We start from the raw sequence: 569 nt of genomic DNA, 5'->3' as shown, positions 1-569 counted from the left end.
AGATTCATAAATTATCACATCAGAAATTATATGATAAAATATTGTTTTCTATAAATAAAATACCTTCAAAAATGAACCAAAATATGGTTAATAAATGCTTATGATTTGTTACCATTTTTTTACTTTTGAAAGGATTTTAGTATGACAGAAAATGATATTCTTTTGACAGACCGTGAAAGTGCAAAATTGCTTCATATGAGTGTCTCAACTTTCCGCCGTCATGTAACCAATGGCTCTCTCCCAAAACCTTTAAAATTTGGTTTTTTATCCCGTTGGTTACAATCGGATCTTTTGAATGTAATCGAACAAGCAAAACAGCAACGTCAAAGTGACGCGGCATAAAAAAACCTTGTCACGTAAGGACGGACAAGGCTTTCTCAAACTCATCACCCTAGAGATAGCACAATCCGTCCTATGACGCAACGTTATAGGATTTAAAATGATGTGTTCTTTTAAGAATGCGCGGGGTATCACACGTGCCTTGCGTGGTACTTGGCATGGGCGTTATGGAATAGCCCGTTGCCCTGCTCATGATGATAGGCTGCCTAGCTTATCCCTTGCCAATGGAC

Annotated in this window: 1 protein-coding gene; it reads left to right on the top strand. The window is 37.6% G+C overall.

Going from position 1 to position 569, the window contains the following annotated elements; genetic code table 11:
- Positions 1 to 141 precede the first annotated feature (141 nt).
- Complete coding sequence (locus ACFIJK_RS09465; protein WP_007347209.1) at positions 142 to 342, top strand: AlpA family transcriptional regulator; 201 nt, start codon at positions 142 to 144, stop codon at positions 340 to 342.
- The last annotated feature ends 227 nt before the right edge of the window (positions 343 to 569 follow it).

Source organism: Bartonella sp. PS17NMGDW (assembly GCF_042193555.1).
GTDB lineage: Bacteria > Pseudomonadota > Alphaproteobacteria > Rhizobiales > Rhizobiaceae > Bartonella > Bartonella grahamii.
The sequence above is the reverse complement of the archived record's forward strand: the minus strand, read 5'-3'. Positions and strand labels throughout refer to the sequence as shown.